This is a genomic window from Paraburkholderia sp. SG-MS1 (assembly GCF_012275575.1).
In the GTDB taxonomy this organism is placed as follows: Bacteria; Pseudomonadota; Gammaproteobacteria; order Burkholderiales; family Burkholderiaceae; genus Paraburkholderia.
The window spans coordinates 1-19147 of sequence record NZ_NPIH01000171.1; the positions used below are offsets into that span (position 1 = coordinate 1).

Below are 19147 nucleotides of genomic sequence, written 5' to 3' on the forward strand. Positions count from 1 at the left end.
GTCTCGTGTCGCCTGCTGAGCGGCTCACGCGGCAACGCACGCATCTGCAGCAACTGAGTGTGCGGCTCGCGTCGGCCGGCGCGCGTCCGGTGCGTGACGCGCGAGCGCGTTTTTCGCTACTGCAGATGCGCTGGCAGCGTTGGCGTCCGGATCTCGCCGCGCAGCGGACGAAGCTCGGCAATCTTGCGCAACGTCTGGACGCGGCCTTGGTGCGCCAGCATGAGCGCCGGGTCGCGCGCATCGACACGCTAGCCGTACGGCTCGAACTTCTGAGTCCGCAGCGCACGCTGGAACGCGGTTATGCCGCGATGATCGACGCGCAGAGCGGGCGCGCGGTGCGCGCGCCGTCGTCGTTGCGACCGGGGCGGCGCCTGACCGTCCATCTCGCCGAAGGCTCGGCAGACATCGCACTGGCCGACGTGCAAGCGCGTCTCACCGACGGTTTCTGACACTTCGCCGACACGCGCGACAGCCGGCCTTGCAGCGTGCGGAAGAGCCGGGCACGCGCCATGCGATCACACGGGTGACGCTGCGCGCGCGGCCTCTTTTCCGCTGCCGGGCGTAAAGTCCGTTGGTTTGCGGGGTTATTCCAACTCGCCTACAATCGAGTGCTCTCAAGCGTTATCCGCAGACTCCCCCACAACAGATACAGACAGAAGGAAAGCACCATGGAACATACGCTCCCGCCGCTGCCGTTCGCGAAAAACGCACTCGCTCCGCACATGTCGGAAGAGACGCTCGAGTTTCACTACGGCAAGCATCACCAGACCTATGTGACCAACCTGAACAATCTGATCAAGGGCACGGAGTTCGAAAACCTGTCGCTGGAAGAGATCGTCAAGAAGTCGTCGGGTGGCGTGTTCAACAACTCGGCTCAAGTGTGGAATCACACGTTCTTCTGGAACAGCCTCTCGCCGCAAGGTGGCGGTGCACCGACCGGTGCGCTGGCTGACGCGATCAACGCCAAGTGGGGTTCGTTCGACAAGTTCAAGGAAGAATTCGCGAAGACCGCAGTTGGCACGTTCGGCTCGGGCTGGGCATGGCTCGTGAAGAAGGCTGACGGTTCGCTCGACCTCGTGTCGACGAGCAACGCCGCTACACCGCTGACCACGGATGCCAAAGCACTGCTGACGATCGACGTGTGGGAACACGCGTACTACATCGACTACCGCAATGCGCGTCCGAAGTTCGTCGAAGCGTACTGGAACATCGTCAACTGGGAATTCGCGTCGAAGAACTTCGCCTGAGATTGCCTGTTGTCGCGTGACGGTAAGGATCGTATCGCTGCCCGGATTCGGTGAATTCGATAACGTCATAGCATTGGCAACTGTTGCAAAAAGTAAGAGAGCCCTCCGGTGTGAGGGCTTTTCTTTTTCTCGGGCGTTGGAATGACTGAGAGGGCGTGCTCGATCAAAGGAGCGTCAACGCCCGCTCGGTAATTGACTGATTTCGGCGATCGTTAATTTAACCAGCGCGATTGCCACTTTCAAGCCTCCGCTGAAAACGTGTTTTTGTCACAGTGACTAACGGCGACGCAGCGCCTCAACGAGGTGCATCACATGAGTCTTTCCGGCCTTGCGAAAACTCGATGCTCCCCTGCCGCCATCCGAATTGCTTGACATATGTCAATGCCGATGGCCGCGAGCGCCGCCAGACGTCCCACCGAACTCGCGGGCGCGGGATGTGGCGGCGGATGGTTCACGGACTGAAAATTCTGCGCGATGGCCGCGCTCGACAAGGTCGTGGCCGGCTGCTGGGTCGCATCAGCGGGCAGGTTCGAGTCCACTGCGCGAAGACGGACGATGCACCCACGGCGCAAGCCATGTCCACGGCCAAAGCCAGACGGTTTATTGAGTCATCCTTCCTTTTGTGGACACGCAACGATAGCCGCACGCCGCGACAGCGCGTATAGTCAAGCCCCGCGCGTCCCCGGGACCGAGTCTTGCGGAAGCTGATATGCGCGCTCGCGTGCACACGAATCCAGGCGGTCCAATGCGAAATTTGATTGCCGCGCGCTAACAAGCGTGACCCGATTTGACGCCGGCGACGCCGTGCACGATGTGAGGCACCTTTAGATTCACCGGCCGCGGCGCACGGCTTGGCGAAAACTTTCTGTAACTATCCGGTAACCATGGATCGCGCCGATTGGCTTAACGTCTGAATTCCCATATTCGAAACGCACTGCATGATGTTCAGCACTCAATCGATAAGTATGGCGATACCCACCGCCATTGTTGCACTCGCACTCGGCGGGTGCGCGGTGATGCCGCCTAGCGGCCCGAGCATTGTCGCGCTGCCGCACAGCGGCGAATCGCTCGAGCAGTTCCAGCAGAACGACTATGCGTGCCGCGACTACGCGAATCGTTCCACCAACTCGTCCGGGGCGGCGCAGGCGGCCACCACGAATAGCGTGAACAGCGCGGCGCTGGGCACTTTCGGCGGCGCGGCGGTCGGCGCGCTGCTCGGTGCGGCGGCCGGCAATGCAGGCGCGGGCGCTGCGATTGGGGCGGGCAGCGGACTGCTGATCGGCGGCGCGAACGGCGCCAACAGCGCGGAGTATTCCGCAGCCGGCTTACAGGCGCACTATGACGCCGCTTACGCGCAGTGCATGACCTCGAAGGGTGACACGATCGCGCAGCCTCGACCTTATTACGCCGCGCCGCAACCGGTATATGTCGCGCCGCAACCATACTATGCGCCACCGCCGGGGTACGTCGCACCGCCGCCGGTGATGTATGCACCTTATCCGTACTACTGAACTCGTTGTGCCGGGTGTTATTGACGGTGGTTCGACGGCACCTTCAGCCGTTGACACCGACTGTCTTCAACGGTGACGATGCCAGGCGGTCACCGCTCCCAGATCTCGCGATTTCTGTTGTAAAGACGCGGTCCGCTTTCGTGCACTCGACGCGCGGAGCGGTCGCGCACCGAGCGACGGCGCGGCGAAGAGGCAGAGACCGCAAGCCGCTCTTCGATCCGGGTATGAGACAGCGAGTGTGTGCGTGGCTCGTCGGGATATCTGCGTTGCAAAGCCCCTGCTCATTATGAGCAGGGGCTTGTGCGTAACACACAGGATGTTCCATTGCATCCGCGCTTACTCCGTGTCGCTCGTCGCCGCTGTCTTACGTGGACGACGGCTACGCGGCGCGGCCTTGCGCGCCGCCTTCCGCGCGGCCACGGGAGCTTGCTCGGTGTCCGAAACCGGTGCTCGCGCTTCAGCTGGCGCGGCGATCTCGGGTACGTCATCGATCGTTCGCAGCGTGCTTTTCTTTGCTTTCTTCGCGGCGGTCTTGCGCGGCGCGCGTGTCTTGCGACGCTCCGTCTGATTGCCGTCCGCTTCCGGGGTGTCTTCATTGCCGCCGACCGCATCCGGCGCTGCAGCGTTGCGCGGCGGTTCCACCAAAGTGGCTTCTGGCGTGGCTTCCGGCCGTTCCACATGTGGCGCACTGGCCAACGGCGCCTGATGCTGCACTGGCTCGCCTGCCTGTGGCTCGTCCTCCCACGCTTGCGCGTGACCTGCTTGCTCAACGGTGGCTCGCTCTTCCTGAGCGGTTTCTTGCTGGCCACGTGCCGACTTGCGATTGCCCCGGCCCCTGCGACGCGACTCGTGCTTGCCCGCTGGCTCGATAACAGCACCCGACGTTTCAGCAACCTGCGTCTCATACAACTGTTCGGCCGATTCTGATTCGCCAGGCTCATTCACGCTTTCGCCGGCCGCGCCCGCCGCCGTGCTGCGATACACGTACGCCCCGGACTTTTCATCGCGGCCAAATTCGAGCAGTCCACGCGCATGCGCTTCTTCCAGCAGATTGCCGAACGCGCGAAAACCGTAGTACGTCTCGTTGAAATCCGGTTTGCGGCGCTTGATTGCGTTCTTCAATACCGATGCCCAGATCTTGCCGCTGTCGCCACGTTCGGACGCGAGCGCATCGAAGGTTTGCACCGCGATTTCGACTGCCTTTGTACGGCGTTTTTCCAGGTCTTCCTTCTGCCGGCTCTTTTCTTCATCGGGCGCGCGTTTGGCCGTCTGCTGAGCGTTTTGCTGCGGGCGTGCCGACTCGCGCTTCGCGACCGCACGCTGACTTTCGCGCACGAGGTCGTCGTAAAAGAAGAACTCGTCGCAGTTAGCGATCAGCAGGTCGGACGTGGATTGCTGTACGCCAACGCCGATCACCTGCTTGGCGTTCTCCCGCAGCTTCGACACCAGTGGCGAAAAATCCGAATCGCCACTGATGATGACGAACGTATTGACGTGCGATTTCGTATAGCAAAGGTCGAGCGCGTCGACCACGAGCCGGATATCCGCGGAATTCTTGCCCGATTGGCGCACGTGCGGAATCTCGATCAACTCGAAATTGGCCTCATGCATCGCGCCTTTGAAGCTCTTGTAGCGATCCCAGTCGCAATACGCCTTCTTGACGACAATGCTGCCCTTGAGCAGCAGACGTTCGAGCACCAGCTTGATATCGAACTTGTCGTACTTTGCGTCGCGCACGCCGAGCGCGACGTTCTCGAAGTCGCAGAAGAGCGCCATGCTGACGTTTTCGTTGGATGACGCCATGTATATCTCCATTGAAGCGATCGTCGAATTCGACGATCGCGACCATGATAGCGATTCCAGCGAAGGTGAGCAGCTTTTGTGTTCTCGCCGCACCGACGGCGACAGTAAAAACGAGGGCGCACGAGCGGTCAGGGCGGACGCCAGGCCCCTGCTTGTGTAACGAGGAGCGCGCGTGGTGTTCGATCGAGTTGAGCGCAAAGGATTAATGGCGATTGAGTTTGGGTGTATGAATTGGACAGTTGCTCTGCGCGCTCGGGCCGGCTGTGAACGGGGCGCCTTCATCCTGGCGGAAATGCGAGAGGACGCCGAATAAGTTTTGACTCTGGAAGTGTTGGATGAAAGCCGGAAGGGTAACGGGTTGGCGCCGCTACATGTCATGCCGCCGTACCATTTCGCCCAGCCCTGCGCGCGTTTCCAGCACGCTGTCGATCAAGCCATACCCCTTGGCTTCATGCGCCGACATGAAATTGTCGCGGTCCGTGTCGCGCACGATTTCCTCGATGCTGCGCCCCGTGCGCTCGGCCGTGATGGCGTTCAGACGCGCTCGCAGATACAGCACTTCCTTCGCCTGAATCTCGACGTCCGCCGCCGTGCCCTGGCTGCCGCCGGAGGGCTGGTGAATCATGATGCGCGCGTTCGGCAACGCATACCGCTTGCCGCGCTGGCCGGCGCTCAGCAGGAACGTTCCCATGCTCGCGGCAAAGCCGGTACACAACGTCGACACCTCGGGCATGATGAACTGCATGGTGTCGTATATCGCGAGGCCGTCGTACACGGAGCCGCCCGGCGAGTTGATATAAAAGGAAATATCCTTGTCGGGATTTTCGGATTCCAGAAACAGCAACTGGGCGACAATCAGACTGGCTGACTGTTCGTTGACCGGCCCGACCAGAAACACGATGCGCTCGCGCAGCAAGCGGGAGTAGATGTCGTAGGCACGCTCGCCGCGCCCCGATTGTTCAATCACAGTGGGAACGAGGCCGAGACCGGTGACGGATGGATGGGGCGAGTGCATAGGTGTCCTGTAATTGGCGGTGCGGCACGGATAGCCGATGATGCCGATTGCGGCCGGTTCACAAACCGCGCGCCACGCGCCGGTTGTTGCTCATTTGACGATGCAGCCCGTGGCCGCGTGACAGGAATATTTTTGCGCCGTGCTGTCACATCGGCATGTGCTCGGGCGTCAAGCTGGAAAGAATGCAGACTATGGCGAGCGCCTCGACAATCCCGCAGGCAAGTGAGGCGCGCATTTTCACCACGCACGATCCGGAGGTCTACGTATGACGGAACAAGGAATCAATAAGGCATCCAGTTTCGAGGCCGTGCGCGCCCGCCTGCTCGCGCTGGCGTACCGGATGCTCGGCAGCCGCGCCGAAGCGGAAGACGTGGTGCAGGACGTCTGGCTCAAATGGCAGCTGGCAGATACGCGCGCGGTGCAAACGCCGGCCGCCTGGCTCACCACGATCGTCACGCGCACGGCGATCGACCGCCTGCGGCACGTGCAACGCGAACGCTTGCAAGCTGCGGGCTGGCTGCCGGAACCGTGGCTTGACGAGATGGCGCCGTCGGCGGAAGAACTCGCGTTGCGGGCGGCGGAAATGTCCTACGGCGTGATGCTGCTGCTCGAACGCCTGAAGCCCGACGAACGCGCGGCGTTCGTGTTGCACGAGGCCTTCGATTGCGACTATGCGGAGATTGGAAAAATTCTCGAGCGCACACCGGCGAGTTGCCGGCAGATCGTCCACCGGGCCAAGGCGCGTTTGCAGCGCGCGGGTGCGCCGTTGGAGCGGACCGACCCTGTCGCGCATGCGCGCATCGTCGAGCGTTTGCGCACGGCGCTCGAGGCGCAGGATCGGACCGGACTGCTGCGGCTCTTCAGCGACACACCTGACGTTGTCAGCGACGCGCCCGTGTGTGCGCCTGTACGCGCACGCGAGCCGGCACCGGCAGAGTGGGTGGACACGGTCACGTCGCTCGCGCAGCAGGCGAGCAATGCCGAGGTGGTGTCGATCGAAGGAAACATGTGTGTCGCCCTGTTCTTGGAAGGCGACGTCGTCGGCGTGCTCGACGTGTGGACAAACGGCGTGGCGGATGGCTCGACAAAGATCATCGCACTGCGCATCGTGACCAGCGCCACGCGTTTGCAAGCTGCCAACCGGGTGCTGGGCCGTGCCGCCGTCGCGCAGTTGCTCTCGCGCATCCGGCGGTACGCGGCGCCTTCAGTTGCGATGCGCCGCGAGTTCCCAGTTGATATCGACGCATAGCACCTGTGTGCCATGCGGCGTATGCGCCGCGATTGAGGCGGTGACACAGAGATGCGCTTCGTTGATCGACAGATAAGGCGGCGTGAGATGCACCTGGCCGGGCACGCGCATCGCCTGGATAAAGTACGGCCGGCGTTCCCAACTAGCGCCTTCCGAATGCAACAGCGGCCGGAAGCGCTTCGCGCGTTGCGACGTGCGCCCGGGCGGCAGCACGTTGTCGCCGATCTGCCGACCCGAACCGTCGAGCACGAAGCAGCGCGCGGTTTCTCCGAGCAACAGCAATGGGGCGGTGGCGTGAGCGATCGACTCACCGGCCATCAGTTGTGCGGCGGCTGTCTCCAGCGCCGTGACGTAGGGTGCGAGCCGCGCGGATTGTGCGCGTTGGCGTGCGGTGACGCGCTCGCGCAACGCGGCCGAGAGCGAGTCCATCAGACCGGCGGCGGCTTGCGGCTTGACCGGCTCGACGCTCGGGCCCGCGAAGAACGCGCCTTGCACGAAGTCCACGTTGCATTCGAGCGCGATCAATGCGTCGCGCTCGGTGCTTAGGCCGCCCATCAGCACCAGTTGCCCAGACTCGTGCAGCAGCGAGACGAGGCCCGGCAGCACGCGTTCGATATGCGAGTGCTCGCTGGCTTGCGCGAGGATGCAACGGTCGAGTGTGACGATGTCCGGACGCAGATTCCACACGCGGTCGATGTTCGAATGTTTCGCGCCGAAACCGTCGAGCGCGATCAGGAAACCGGATTTGCGCAACGAGTCGATGATTTCGGCAAAGCGCGTGGTTTCCCCGCCGGCCTGTTCGGACACTTCGAGCACCACACGTTGCGGCGGCAGGCCGAGCGCCTTGAGGCCCGCCAGCAACGCATCGCCGTAGCTGGTGTCCATCAGTGCGGCCGGGTGCAGGCTCAGGAAGAGCCACTCATCGTGGCTGTCGAACGCGTTGAAGTTGCCGAGATGTAGCGATTCGGCCAACCGGCCGAGCTCCAGCAGATCGCCGCGCCGCGCGGCCTGTGTGAAAACCTCGTGGGAAGGCACTTGCTGCGCATGTTCGTCGTGTGCCCGCAGCGACGCATGGTAGCCGATCGCGCGCCGGTGCGACACCGAGAAGACCGGCTGAAACACGCTGAAGACGGTGTAGCCGCCATACAGGACGGTGCGCCGGGAGCCTTCGTCGCCGGCCATCGGGCGCGGCGGCTGGAAGCCGGGAGGATCGAGTTCGATCATGCTCATCATGTCGGTCGTATGGAGTTGGCGGCGCGCTGCGGCTCGTGACGAATACGCGCGCAAAACGAGAGTTTACAGGATAGGCGAGCAAGAACTATGCGCATGCGCAAACTCAGCCTGCGCGTGTCGCAGCCACGTTCTGATAAGACGATTGTGCGCCAGCGCGGGTGCGAACGCGGCGCGTCGCACTTCGCTGGTGCGGGTTGCGCCCCGTTGCGGGTCGGCGACGGGCGCGATGCATGTCACGTCCGCTCTGACGGATCGGTCTTTTTCGCTGGCGTGCGGATGTCCGGCGAAAGTTGCGCGAAGATCCACGACGAGCAGGCGGTGATGATGCCGACACACAGGAACGTCGCATGAAACGCGGGTAGCGAGTTGATCGCGGTCACCCGCTGCAACAGGCCGGTGAAGGTCGCGAGCAGGGCGCCGGCAACGGTCACGCCGAGACTCATCGACAGCATCTGAACGAGCGAAAACAGGCTGTTGCCGCTGCTCGCACCGCCAGTGCCCAGGTCCTTGAGCGTCAGCGTGTTCATCGCGGTGAACTGTATCGAGTTGACGGCACCGAAGACTGCCAGTTGCACGAGCCGCAGCCACAGCGGCTGATTCGCGCTGGTCAGTGCGAAACTCGCCATGACCAGGCCAACCAGTACCGTGTTGACGATCAACACGCGCCGGTAGCTGTATTGAACGATCAGCTTCGTCACGAGGCGTTTGGATGCCATGCCCGCTGCGGCCACCGGCAGCATCATCAGGCCGGCTTCGAATGCGCTGTACCCGAGGCTCACCTGCAACAGCAGAGGGATCAGGTAGGGCATCGAACCGCTGCCGATCCGGGCGAACAGATTGCCGAGCAGGCCGACGCTGAACGTGTGGATCTTGAAAAGGTCGAGCGGGAAGATGGGCGCGGGTTCGCGCACTGCATGCAACGCGTAGGCGACGAAACAGGCGAGGCTCAGGATCAGCAGCACCAGCACCGTTGCGTGCTGAATGCCGAACTCGGTGCGCCCGTCGAGCGCGAAGGAAATTGCCACCATGCCGACGATTAGCAGCAGGTAGCCTTTCATGTCGAACTTGCCGGTGTGTTCGTTGCGGCTATCCGGCATGAAGATGAATGTGGCGATGCAGCCCACGATCCCCACCGGTACGTTGATCAGAAAGATCCAGTGCCAGGAAGCGATTTTCACGAGCCAGCCGCCGAGCGTAGGACCGATCAGCGGTCCGATCAGCCCAGGAATCGCGACGAACGACAGCGCCGCCAGGTAACGTTCCGCCGGAAAGGTGCGCAGCACAGCGAGTCGTCCGACCGGCAGCAGCATCGCGCCGCCCACGCCCTGCATGATGCGGAAGAACACCAGCTGATTCAGCGTGTGCGCGTTCGCGCACAGCAGCGAGCCGACCGCGAACACGAGGATCGCGCTGAAGAACACGCGCCGCGTGCCGAGTTTGTCCGCGAGCCAGCCGGACACCGGAATCATCACCGCCATCGTCAGTGAATAGGCGATCACTACCGATTGCATGCGCAGCGGCAACTCGCCGAGGCTCGTCGCCATCGCGGGGAGCGCGGTGTTGACGATGGTCGAGTCGAGCGTCTGCATGAAGAAGCCGGTGGCGACGAGCCACAGCATCACGGTGAGGGAGCGGGCCGAAGGTCCCGAGGGGGCGTTGACAGCGGAGGCGGGCGGAGTCGGCGTCGTGGACATGGAGGGCGGCTGGGCGCGCAGGACAGGCTGGGGACTCGCTATTCTAGGGAAAAGTCGAGTACAGCGCAGCCCAAGGAGGAGTGCGCGTGGTGGGCGCGAGGCGTTGAGACCTGGCCTCGGGACGTGGGAGGAGGCGGATGCTCAGGCCCCCTCCAGCGCCGCCGCCGCATGAAAAAACGCCTGCGCCCGCGGCTCATTACCAAACGCCACATGAATCCTGATCCACGGACTCGTCTCCATATTCGGCCGGAAGTAGCTGCCCGGCACCACCGTCACCCCAAGCGGCGCACCGCATGCCACCAGCCGTTCGGCATCGGCGACATGCGGCACGCGCGCCCACACGAACTTGCCACCCACCGGCTTTTCGAAAATCTCCCAGCCCGCGTCTTCGAGTGTCTGGATCGTCGAACCCAGCGCGTCACGCATGCGGCGACGCATGCGTTCCAGATATTTCCGATACGCGCCGCGCTCCAGCAGCGACACCGCGACCGCTTCCGCAAAGCGCGAGCAACCAATACTCGTCAGCATCTTGATGTCGACCAGATCCTTGATGATCGCATGGCTCGCCACCACGCAGCCGATCCGCAGCGACGACGAGAGTGTCTTCGACAGCCCACCCACGTAGATCACGTGTTCGAGTTGATCGAGGGTGGCGAGGCGGTCGGTGAGCTCGGTCTGGAAGTCGGCGTAAATGTCGTCCTCGATGATCGAGAAGCCATGCTCGCGCGCCAGCTGCAGCAGCCGGAAGGCCACTTGCGGCGCGACCGTGGTGCCGGTCGGGTTGTGGAACACGGTGTTGATGAACAGCAGCCTCGGCCGATGTGACTTCAGCTGCTCCTGCATGACGTCGAGGTCAGGACCGTTGCGAGTGCGCGGAATACCGATCAGCTTCACGCCGTGCAGCTTTAGCAGGCCGTACAGGTTGTAGTAGCCTGGGTCTTCGACAAAAATCGTATCGCCGGGCTTGAGCATGTAACGCATCAGCAGATCGAGCGCCTGGCTCGCGCCGTTGGTGATCAAAATCTGCGACGCGTCTGCCTGAATTCCCAACTGTCCAATGCGGCTTTGCAGATGCTCGCGCAAAGTCAGGTTGCCGAGCGGCGTCGCGTAATCGACCATGCTCTGCCGGTCGGTGCGCGACACGTGGCGGATCGCTTGCGCGAGGCTGTCCGTGTCACGCCAGCTTTCCGGGATGAAACCGCTGCCGAGCTTGAGCGTCTCGCCGGGATGGTTGAACTGCTGCAGTAAATGTCCCGATTCGTCTTCGGCGCGGCGCGGGTCCGAGGCACCCTGACAACGCGTCGCGACCGCTGACGGTCGGCGACATAAAAGCCGGAACCATGGCGCGAATCGACATAGCCGAGCGACACTAGCCGGTCATACGCCTCGATCACCGGAAACCGGCTCACGCCGAAGTCGGCGGCGAGCTGGCGGATCGACGGCAGCTTCGAGCCGGGATGCGCCGTGCGCGAGCGGATCCACGCGGTGACGCCTGCGACGATCTGCTCGGTGAGCGGCACGCCGTTATCGCGATCGAGCTGGATTTCGAGTTTCATGCGCTTGCTTCCTTCGAACCGGATGACGCGGTGCCTGGTGCGCCAACTGCCCAAGCGCCTGATTCACGACGCATCAGTCGCCCAACTGTCCGGTTTTTCGACTGAACAGTTCCACTGAAAGTGTTCGGAACTGTGCATGGGTATCCGATCATCGCACGTCAATAATCGGTACAACAGAAAAGTTCTTTGAAGGAGAGCGGCGATGCGTGAAGTGCGGATTTTCGAATTGGAACAGGGCGAACCCGTGGCGGCCTGGCGCGTCGCGCGTCCGTCGACCTTCAAGGTGCTCTCGGGCGAAATCTGGCTGACCGTCGAAGGCAGAAGCGAGGATCACTGGCTCGCTGCTGGCGAGTCAGTCGAGCTGCCGCGCCGGGCGCTCGCGTGGATCAGCGCGGGCCAGGGCGGCGCCCGCTTTTCACTGGCGAGCGGCTCCGAGCAGGTCGCGCCGAAGCCGGGGCTGAGTCTGCCTGTGTTCGGCCGCTTGCCTCGCTGGCTTGGCGTGGCCTGAGAACGCGTTGGCGAGCGTCGGCTGAGCCGTCGGTCGACCCGTTCCTCGATCCTCAGTCCAGGCCCGTCGCGTCATATTCGCCGATGTACCGCGCCCGCGGCCGGATCAACCGGCCATCGCGTGTCTGTTCCATCGCATGGGCGATCCAGCCGACCACCCGTCCCACCGCGAATAGCGTGAACGCGGCGCCGTCCGGCAGATCCAGCACGCGCTCGATCGCGGCGAGCGCGAAGTCGACGGTCGGCTCGGCGCCGGTCGTGTCACGCACCGTGCGCGCCAGCCGCAGCACGTCACCGAGCGGTGAGCGCGCTGGCGCGCAGTCGGCAAGCATCCGTAACAGCAGCCGTGCGCGCGGATCGCCATCCGGATAAAGCGGATGGCCGAAGCCCGACAGCACCGGCCCGTGCGCGCCGGCTTCGTCGCGCGTGAGGCGGTTCGCCAGATAGCGATCGAGATCGGGCGCGCGCGACGCTTCTTCGAGCAGCGCGGCGATCCGCACAGTCTCACCGCCATGACGCGGGCCGGCGAGCGCCGCGAGTCCTCCCGCCACCGCGCCGAACAGGTGCGTTCCCGTCGACGTGATACAGCGGACCGTGAAGGTCGACGCGTTCAGTTCGTGATCCGCGCAGGCGACCAGCGCCGCGCGTAGCAGCCCGGCCTGCGGCCGGTTGCGCACCTGCCACGCGCAAGCGAGCTGCCGGTGCAGCGCCTCGTTCGACGGCGCTGCCGAGATCATCGCGGCGGCCAGCAGCCGCATGACGGCGCAGGCGGTATCGAGTTGCGCATCGCGGCCGAGCGCCCACACGCGCGGCATTTGCGCAGCGGCGGCCGGCAGCAGCACGAGCGCGCGATCGAGCGGCGTGCTGTCGCTCCAAAGTTTGAGCCACGCGGCCCATTGCGCGGCAGCGAGCGGCACGGCGGGCGCCTCGGCGATGCGCCGCGCGCTGCATTCCCACAGCAAGGCCGCCATGTCCTCGAGCGACGCCGTGCGCGCCAGTTCCATCGCATCGTGGCCGCGATACAGCAGACGGCCGTCGGCGACCAGCGTGATCGACGATTCGAGCACCGGCACGCCCCAGTCCAGCACCTTCTGCGCGACCTTGCCGGCGCGCTTGCCGTCCGCCTTGCGACGTGCCAGGCGGCGCACCTCGGCGGCGGCGTAGAGCCGGTTCTTGCCTTGCGCATCCGGCGACGAACTCAGCATGCCGCGGCTCACGTACGCATATAGCGTAGGCAAGCTGATGCCGAGCGTGGCGGCGGCTTCGGTGGCGCTCAGGAAAGCGGTGGTTGGCATGGAAAAGCGGAGAAACCGAAGAAATCAATATATATTGATTATCATAATCAAGATTGATTGCGGGGGATCGGAATTCTAGACTCGGGTCACTTCGCGGTTCACTTCCACCTGCTCCGGTACGAACGCCATGACGCCCGAACTCGCTCTCAAACATATCTGGACCGTCGCCGGATGCGACCCGACTGCACTGCGCTCGGTGTCCCTAAGCGGTGCGGACCCCGGCTTGCCGTCGATTTATCGGGTGGGCAGTCTCGCGTCGGCGACCATCGCCGCGACCGGCCTCGCGGCGGCCGAATACTGGCGCTTGCGCACGGGCCGCCGGCAACATGTGTCGGTGCAGATGCGGCGCGCGCTGGCGGCGTTTCGCAGCGAACGCTATTTGCGCGTGGACGAAGGGCCGCCGCCTGCGCTACGCGATCCCGTCACGGGTTTCTACGAGACACGCGACGGCCGCTGGATTCAACTGCATACGAACTTCGCGCATCACCTTCAGGGCGTGCTGACGGTGCTCGGCTGCGGCAATGATCGCGCCGCCGTGGCCGCCGCCATTCGCGGCTGGGACGGCGCGACGCTCGATCAGACGCTCGCCGACGCGGGCCTGTGCGCCGCGTTGATCCGCACCCCCGACGAATGGGCCGCACTCGACGCGGCGAAAGCAATTGCGGGATTGCCGTTGTTCGAGATCGAGCGCATCGGCGATGCACCGGCCGAGCCGCCGCGCGCGAGCGGCGCGGACCGGCCGCTGGCGGGAGTGCGCGTGCTGGACCTGTCGCGCATCATCGCGGGGCCGGTGGCCGGGCGAGCGCTCGCGCATCATGGCGCGGACGTGTTGATGATCAACGGGCCGCATCTGCCGAACATCGCACCGCTGGTCATCGACAACGGACGCGGCAAGCGCTCGGCGCTCATCGATCTGCGCGACGCGGCCGGGCGCGAGACCTTGCGCGGCCTCGCCAGCGACGCCGACGTGTTTCTCCAGGCGTATCGTCCCGGGGCGCTGGCGGCGCGCGGCTTCGGTCCCGAAGAACTGGCGCGGCAGCGGCCGGGAATCGTGTATGTGTCGGTGTGCGCGTATGGGCACGAGGGACCTTGGGCGCAGCGTCGCGGGTTCGATAGCCTCGTGCAGTCTGCGAGCGGCATCGCCTTTGCCGAGCGGCAGGCGGCGGGCTGCGGTGAGCCGAAGCATCTGCCGTGTCAGGCGCTCGATCATGCAACCGGCTATCTGGCCGCGTTCGGCGCGATGGTCGCGTTGACGCGGCGTGCGAGCGAAGGCGGCAGCTGGCACGTGCGCCTCTCGCTCGCGCAAACGGGGCGGTGGTTGCAGTCTTTTGGGCAGATCCCCGACGGCTGGCGAACCCCCGATGTCACGCTCGACGACGTGCGGGATTGCGTCACGACCGTGCAGTCGGAGTTTGGCCGGGTGCTGGGGGTGCAGCCGGCCGAAGAGATGGAAAAGACGCCCGCTTTTTACGCGTTGCCGCCTGTGAGGGTCGGCGCGCACGAGGCCAGGTGGATGTGACGGCTATTTGGCGCTACTTGCGCAACTCCGCAACAAAATCGTAGTAATCGTTGCGGCAGTACGTGTCGGTCAATTCGATCGCCCGCTGATCGGCGGTATAGCCCACGCGGGTGATCAATAGCAGCGCCTCGTTCGGCGCGATGCTCATCTGTTGCGCGATCTCCTCGCTCGCGTTCACCGCGCGAAAATGCTGCAGTGCACGCACGATCGTCAGGCCGCGATTTTCCAGGAACGTGTACAGCGAATCGCCGATGGCTTGCGGGTCGGGAATCACTGCTGCCGGAAACGTGGAGTTCTCCACCGCCATCACGATGCCGTCGGCCAGCCGCAAGCGCCGCAAACGCGTCACCGCCGCGGCCGGCGACAGGCCAAGCTGAATCACCTCATCGCGATTGGCTGGCGAAATTTCGCGCGACAGCCATTTCGAACTCGGCGTGAAGCCGCGCCGCCGCAGCATTTCGCTAAAGCTCGACAGACGCGACAGCGGATCTTCGTAGCGCGGCGTGATGAAACTGCCCGCGCCCTGGGTGCGGCGAATCAATCCCTGTTCGACCAGCAACGCGATCGCTTTGCGCGAGGTGATCCGCGATACGCCGAGCGCTTCCGACAGGACGCGCTCGGAAGGCAGCGCTTCGCCGGCATTCCAGCGGTTTTCGTGGATGGCGCTACCGAGCTTGCGGGCAAGTTGCAGATAAAGCGGCGTGTCGTTTTCCGGGTCCGGGCGCAGGTCGCGCCAGCGGTCTTCCGAGGCAGAGGTCATGGGGCTCACGCAAGATAGGCAAGCGGCAATTCTATGACATCGGCGCGTCCCGTTATAGCGGGCTTTTGCCTGGGCCGCGGCCGCGGTCGTGTCGACCCGCTAAACTCGTCGCTATGATCTTTCGTAGGGGCGTCGCGTGCAGCCCGTGGCGCCGCTACATCGGTTTGCATCCAGACACTTCGAGGAGTTCGTATGACGAGCGATATCGCGAGCGTGAGCCTGCCCGACGGCGAACGCATCCCGGCACTGGGGCAGGGCACGTGGGAAATGGGCGAAGCACCGGCGCGGCGGGCGGCGGAAATCGCTGCGTTGCGCTGCGGCATCGAACTGGGCATGACGCTGATCGATACCGCGGAAATGTACGGCGACGGCGCGACCGAAACGCTGCTCGGCGAAGCGCTGGCCGGATTGCGAGACCAGGTGTTCCTGGTCAGCAAGGTCTATCCGCACAACGCCAGCCGGCGCGGCGTGATCGCCGCGTGCGAGCAGAGCCTGAAGCGTTTGAAAACGGACCGGCTCGATCTGTATTTGCTGCACTGGCGCGGCTCGGTGCCGCTCGCGGAAACCGTTCAGGCGTTCGAGGCGTTGCGCGCGGCGGGCAAGATCCGCCATTGGGGCGTCAGCAACTTCGACACCGACGACATGGAAGAGCTGCTTGCCGCGCCGGGCGGCGACGCGTGCGCGACCAATCAGATTCTCTACAACGTCGCGCGCCGCGGACCGGAATTCGATCTGCTGCCGTGGCTCGCCGCGCGCAAGATGCCGGCGATGGCGTACAGCCCGGTCGATCACGCGCGCTTGCCGAAACGCTCGCCGCTCGACGACATCGCCGACGCATGCGGCGTGTCGGTGTTCCAGGTGGCGCTCGCGTGGGTGTTGCTGAAGCCGGGCGTGTGCGCGATTCCGAAGGCAGGCCGCGTCGAGCACGTGCGCGACAACCATCGCGCATCGCAATTGCGGCTAAGCGCAGACGAGCTTGCCGCTCTCGACACGTATTTCAAACCGCCGCGCAGCAAGCGTGCGCTCGAGATGCTGTAATTAGGGAGCGCGCGGCCGCGAGCGCTTGTGGCACGGCGGCCCGCCGCACGGACGTGCTCAGGTGCAGGCGTGGTGCATGTGGACGGAGCCCAGCACGGCGACTTCGGCGGGGGTGTGCTTGAGGGCGTCGTCGTCGACCTGGGCGGCATCCGCGAGGAAATCGGCGACGATCGACGACACCGGTACGTCGCGCAGACACAGCGACACGCGCTGCGTCTCGTTGGCCGGCAGCGCCGCGCGCTGGCCGAGGAACAGCACACCGTACTGATAGCCGTGAATGATGCCGCGGATCGCGCCGACGCACTGGCCTTGCGCGGCGTTGTCGTCTCTCTGCTTGCACGTCTGCACGAGCGTGTAGGCCGAGAAGCTGGGGTCGACCGGGGGCGCCGCCTGCGACATGGTCGGCGGCAGCGGCTTGGCGGGAGATTGCGCCGGTGTTTGGGCATGAGCGAGCGATGCGAGGCCCAGAGCGGCAACCATCAGCAGGCCGGTGGCCGCGCGCGCCGCGGAGGGAGGAACGTTTCGTTGCATGTTGTAGGCCCTCATATCGAACGTTGAATCTGATATGAGGCGATCGCCCCGGAATGGTTCCATAACACTGGTGCGCGGCCCCGTGTTTTGTTTGTCGGCCGTGAGGCGGGCGGTTCGTGTGGGCGGTTCGCGTGACGATTTGCAGGGCGGCGGCAAGCGCGCAATGGGCGCAATGGGGATGTGCGATGCGTGGGATGAAAAACGCATGAAAACGTTTCCAGAATGAAACGCGTCGGCGCAAAGCCGCATCCAGCCGTGCTATTCGTGGCGACCGACGTCTTGCGGCGCGCGAGAGGACTGGTCGTCGGCGGGGACTTCGCGCAGCGAATCGTGTGAGGCGCTTTGCAGCGCACGCAACGTATCGACCGGGATATGGCAGCGGATTCGATGCGCGGCCGATGGGACAGCGTCGCCTTCGCCACCGCTGGCATCGGCGGCGAGAAAGGGCGGATCCTGCTGCTCGCAGATCGCGCCGAGCTTGCGCGGACAGCGTGTGTGAAAGACGCAGCCCGAAGGCGGCGAGACCGCGCTCGGCAGATCGCCGGACAGGCGGATGCGAGCCTGCTTGTCGGGAGCATTGAGTGTGGGAACCGACGACAGCAGCGCCTCGGTATAAGGATGTTGCGGTCCATCGAACACCGCCGCGGCCGGCCCGATCTCCAGCAGCCTGCCGAGATACAGCACGGCGATGCGATCCGCGAGATAGCGCACCACGTGCAGGTCGTGTGAGATGAACACATAGCTGACGCCGCGCTCGCGTTGCAGGTCGGCGAGCAGGTTGAGGATCGCGGCCTGCACGGAGACATCGAGCGCGGAAGTCGGCTCGTCGCAGACCACGACGCGTGGCTCGCCGGCAAACGCGCGGGCAATCGCGACGCGCTGCTTGAGCCCTCCCGACAACTGCCGCGTGTGCGAGTCGAGATACCGTTCCGGCAAACGCACGGCCGACGTCAACGTGCCGAGCCGGGTGTCGATCGCCGGGCCGCGCAAGCCGGCGAGGCGCTTCAACGCGCGGCCGATCAGCCGCTTCACCGAATGCGCGCGATTGAGCGCCGAGTCGGGATTCTGGAACACGATCTGCAGCGACTTCACCTGCTTGTCGCTGCGTCGCGTGACCCGCGCGGCGAGCGGCGCGCCGTCGAGTTCGAGCACGCTGCCAGCATCCGGCGTGAGCAGGCCGAGCATCAGTTTCGCGAGCGTCGTCTTGCCGCTGCCCGATTCGCCGACGAGACCGAGCGTTTCGCCGCCAGCGAGGTCGATCGAGACGTCGTCGAGCGCGCGCAGCGAGGCGCCGGATACGTGGAATGTCTTCGACAGTTTGCGTGCGCGTAGCACGACTGTGGCCGCTGAATCGTCCACCGGGCCACGCTGGTTTTCAACCGGTGCGTCCGGCGTCGCGCGCGGCAGTTCGATGGCGCGCTCATGGTAGTGGCAACGCGACATCTGATCGCCGTGCGCGACCGAGAGCCGGTACGGCGGCGGCGCTTCGCGGTGGCAGCGCTCGTCGGCGAGACGGCAACGCTCGGCGTAAATGCAGCCTCGCGTGACCGAGCCCGGTGTCGGCAAACTACCCGCGATCGTATCGAGCCGCTCGCTGTCCTTGCTGCGCCCGGTCGTGGGCAGGCAGCGCAACAGCCCGACCGTGTAGGGATGACGCGGCCGCGTGAAGACGTCGCGTGTCGCGCCTTCTTCCACCAGCTTGCCCGCGTAGAGTACGCCGACGCGCTCGCACATTCGCCCGATTACCGCGAGGTTGTGGCTGATGAAGAGCACGGCGGTGCCGAGTTCCTCGCGCAACTGCGCGACGAGATCGAGCACTTCCGCTTCGACGCTGGCGTCGAGCCCCGTGGTCGGTTCGTCGAGAATCAGCAGCGCGGGGTTCGATGCGAGCGCCATTGCAATCACCACGCGCTGCTGCATGCCGCCCGACAATTGATGAGGATAGCTGTCCATCACCCGCTCGGGCGCGGCGATGCGCACGCGCTTAAGCATGTCCAGCGCGCTGTGCAATGCGTCGTCGCGCGTGGCGCCCGCGGCTTCGAAGGCTTCGGAGACCTGCCGCGCGATCGTCAGCGACGGATTCAATGCGCGGCCCGGATCCTGATAGACCATGGAAATGCGGTTGGCGCGCAGCTCGCGCAGCGCGTCGGCATCGAGCTTGTGCACGTCCGCGCCGGCGATCATGATCT

At 64.6% G+C, this 19147-nt stretch carries 16 protein-coding genes and 1 pseudogene; 8 read left to right on the forward strand and 9 right to left on the reverse strand.

Annotation, left to right across the window (positions count from 1 at the left end):
* From CIC12_RS13420 to CIC12_RS13430, 3 genes are all read left to right on the forward strand, one after another.
* Positions 1–449: exodeoxyribonuclease VII large subunit (locus CIC12_RS13420; RefSeq protein ID WP_274597555.1), on the forward strand; the 449-nt coding region annotated here is incomplete at its 5' end.
* Positions 450–668: 219 nt separating this feature from the next.
* The gene (sodB, locus tag CIC12_RS13425; RefSeq protein ID WP_042321432.1) at positions 669–1247 is read left to right on the forward strand and encodes a superoxide dismutase [Fe]; all 579 of its coding nucleotides are present in this window, start codon (positions 669–671) and stop codon (positions 1245–1247) included.
* Positions 1248–2212: 965 nt separating this feature from the next.
* On the forward strand, positions 2213–2758 hold the full coding sequence (locus CIC12_RS13430; RefSeq protein WP_446728007.1) for a glycine zipper family protein: 546 nt from the start codon (positions 2213–2215) through the stop codon (positions 2756–2758).
* A gap of 336 nt (positions 2759–3094) precedes the next feature.
* Here the strand turns inward: CIC12_RS13430 and CIC12_RS13435 are convergent, their stop codons facing one another.
* A complete protein-coding gene (locus CIC12_RS13435; protein WP_168664591.1) occupies positions 3095–4561 on the reverse strand; it encodes an NYN domain-containing protein in 1467 nt (488 codons plus the stop codon).
* Here CIC12_RS13435 and CIC12_RS13440 point away from each other — a divergent pair.
* Positions 4560–4721 carry a hypothetical protein gene (locus CIC12_RS13440; RefSeq protein WP_168664592.1) on the forward strand — a complete coding sequence of 54 codons (162 nt, stop codon included), beginning with the start codon at positions 4560–4562 and terminating at the stop codon, positions 4719–4721. The two genes, CIC12_RS13435 and CIC12_RS13440, sit on opposite strands and share 2 nt — an antisense overlap.
* A 207-nt stretch (positions 4722–4928) precedes the next feature.
* Here CIC12_RS13440 and clpP read toward each other — a convergent pair whose 3' ends face one another.
* Positions 4929–5576 carry an ATP-dependent Clp endopeptidase proteolytic subunit ClpP gene (gene clpP / locus CIC12_RS13445; protein ID WP_168664593.1) on the reverse strand — a complete coding sequence of 216 codons (648 nt, stop codon included), beginning with the start codon at positions 5574–5576 and terminating at the stop codon, positions 4929–4931.
* A gap of 265 nt (positions 5577–5841) precedes the next feature.
* On the opposite strand from clpP, the gene CIC12_RS13450 reads away from it, so the two are divergent.
* Positions 5842–6825, forward strand: coding sequence for a sigma-70 family RNA polymerase sigma factor (locus CIC12_RS13450; protein ID WP_168664594.1), 984 nt, complete (start codon positions 5842–5844; stop codon positions 6823–6825).
* On the opposite strand, the gene CIC12_RS13455 is transcribed toward CIC12_RS13450, so the two are convergent.
* The 3 genes and pseudogenes from CIC12_RS13455 to CIC12_RS13465 form a co-directional block, all read right to left on the reverse strand.
* Positions 6781–8055, reverse strand: a complete 1275-nt coding sequence (locus CIC12_RS13455) for an EAL domain-containing protein (RefSeq protein ID WP_168664603.1) — start codon at positions 8053–8055, stop codon at positions 6781–6783. The two genes, CIC12_RS13450 and CIC12_RS13455, sit on opposite strands and share 45 nt — an antisense overlap.
* Before the next feature lie 236 nt (positions 8056–8291).
* Positions 8292–9752, reverse strand: a complete 1461-nt coding sequence (gene mdtD, locus CIC12_RS13460; protein ID WP_168664595.1) for a multidrug transporter subunit MdtD — start codon at positions 9750–9752, stop codon at positions 8292–8294.
* 141 nt (positions 9753–9893) lie between these two features.
* A pseudogene (locus CIC12_RS13465) lies at positions 9894–11308 on the reverse strand (aminotransferase-like domain-containing protein).
* Positions 11309–11510: 202 nt separating this feature from the next.
* On the opposite strand from CIC12_RS13465, the gene CIC12_RS13470 reads away from it, so the two are divergent.
* A complete protein-coding gene (locus tag CIC12_RS13470) occupies positions 11511–11816 on the forward strand; it encodes a DUF2917 domain-containing protein (RefSeq protein WP_168664596.1) in 306 nt (101 codons plus the stop codon).
* Positions 11817–11868: 52 nt separating this feature from the next.
* Here CIC12_RS13470 and CIC12_RS13475 read toward each other — a convergent pair whose 3' ends face one another.
* Entirely contained in the window at positions 11869–13110 is a 1242-nt protein-coding gene (locus tag CIC12_RS13475; RefSeq protein ID WP_168664597.1) for a citrate synthase family protein, read from the reverse strand.
* Positions 13111–13237: 127 nt separating this feature from the next.
* Between CIC12_RS13475 and CIC12_RS13480 the strand changes: the two genes are divergently transcribed.
* Positions 13238–14629 (forward strand): CoA transferase, encoded by a 1392-nt coding sequence (locus tag CIC12_RS13480; protein WP_168664598.1) that lies wholly within the window; start codon positions 13238–13240, stop codon positions 14627–14629.
* 13 nt (positions 14630–14642) lie between these two features.
* Here CIC12_RS13480 and CIC12_RS13485 read toward each other — a convergent pair whose 3' ends face one another.
* Entirely contained in the window at positions 14643–15389 is a 747-nt protein-coding gene (locus CIC12_RS13485; protein ID WP_168664599.1) for a GntR family transcriptional regulator, read from the reverse strand.
* Between the two features lie 192 nt (positions 15390–15581).
* Here CIC12_RS13485 and CIC12_RS13490 point away from each other — a divergent pair, with 192 nt between their 5' ends.
* A complete protein-coding gene (locus tag CIC12_RS13490; RefSeq protein ID WP_168664600.1) occupies positions 15582–16427 on the forward strand; it encodes an aldo/keto reductase in 846 nt (281 codons plus the stop codon).
* Positions 16428–16484: 57 nt separating this feature from the next.
* Here the strand turns inward: CIC12_RS13490 and CIC12_RS13495 are convergent, their stop codons facing one another.
* Both CIC12_RS13495 and CIC12_RS13500 read right to left on the reverse strand, forming a co-directional pair.
* Positions 16485–16958, reverse strand: a complete 474-nt coding sequence (locus CIC12_RS13495) for a hypothetical protein (protein ID WP_168664601.1) — start codon at positions 16956–16958, stop codon at positions 16485–16487.
* A gap of 258 nt (positions 16959–17216) precedes the next feature.
* A partial coding sequence (locus CIC12_RS13500) for an ABC transporter ATP-binding protein (RefSeq protein WP_168664602.1) occupies positions 17217–19147 on the reverse strand: 1931 nt, incomplete at its 5' end.